The 1,072-nt window shown below is 73.6% G+C and carries 1 protein-coding gene; it reads right to left on the bottom strand.

All coding sequences use genetic code 11. From position 1 onward, the window contains the following. Positions 1–1,072, bottom strand: a 1,072-nt coding sequence (locus tag ACTOQ3_RS43540) for an RNA ligase RtcB family protein (RefSeq protein ID WP_440089934.1), incomplete at both ends; no start/stop codon positions are given.

The following is a 1,072-nucleotide window of genomic DNA, read 5'->3' as shown; positions in this document are numbered from 1 at the left end:
CGCTGGGGCGTGGAGCCGAGGTCGGGCGTCTTGTAGGTGACCAGAGGGACCGTGGTGGCCACGGGCGTGGCCAGGTCGTGGTCGACGAGGTCGGAGATCACCTGCTCGATGCGCTTGTAGGCCGTCGGCGCCTCCTCGAAGAGCAGCTGGCGGTCTCCGCACACCACCAGCGACCCCACCGGCGTGCGGCGCAGCTCCTCGACCGTGTGCTTGGCCCGGCCCCGGCGCAGGGCGTCCGCACGCGACATCTTGCGGCCCGCGCCGTGCGCGACGGAATGGCCGGCGTCCGGCCCGGCGTGGGCGGCCACGAGGTAGGAAGGGGTGCCTCGCGTACCGGCGATGAGCACGTCGCGGCCGTCGCCCGGAGCGGCTCCCTTGCGGTGCAGGTAGGCCCCGTCACGGATCTCGACCAGGTTGTGGCACTGGTCGACGAGCGGCTCGGCGGGCTCGGCCCCCAGGGCATGGGCGACCCGGGCGGCCATCAGCCGCCGGTTGAGCGATCCCCAGCGTACGGCGTCGTCGTGCATCGCCAGGTAGGCGCCGGGATCAGGGGCGGGGCCCGCGCCGTGGACCTCGGTGTGCGCCCGCAGGATCCGCTCGCCCAGCCCCCGGGAACCGCTGTGGACGATGAGGACCAGGTCGCCGCCGGCGAGTCCGAGACGGCTCGCGTGGTCCGGCGCGAAGACGGTCCCGATCCGCGCCAGCTCGACGAAGTGATTGCCCCGGCCGACCGTCCCGAGGCCCTCGACGTGACCGGCGGGGATGTCGCCCTTCACCACGGCCCAGGCCGGGTCGCCGGCATCCCGTTCGGGATCCAGCGCGCGATCGAGGTCGGGGAAGCGGGCGGCGAGCTTCTCGGGTACGGCACGCTTGAGCTTCATGGGGAACACGGCGATGCCGCACCCGATGTCGGAGCCCACCAGGAACGGGTACAGCACGGTCGACGTCATGGCGGCGCCGATGGGGGCGCCCTTGCCGGGGTGCAGGTCGGGCATGGCGGCGACGTGCGTCATGCCGTCGAGCGCGGCCACCTGGTGGCACTGCGCGAGGGCGTCGGACTCGATCCAGCTCG

This window comes from Streptosporangium sp. LJ11 (genome assembly GCF_051918945.1).
Classification (GTDB): domain Bacteria; phylum Actinomycetota; class Actinomycetes; order Streptosporangiales; family Streptosporangiaceae; genus Streptosporangium.
This window is presented reverse-complemented; position numbering and strand designations above follow the sequence as displayed.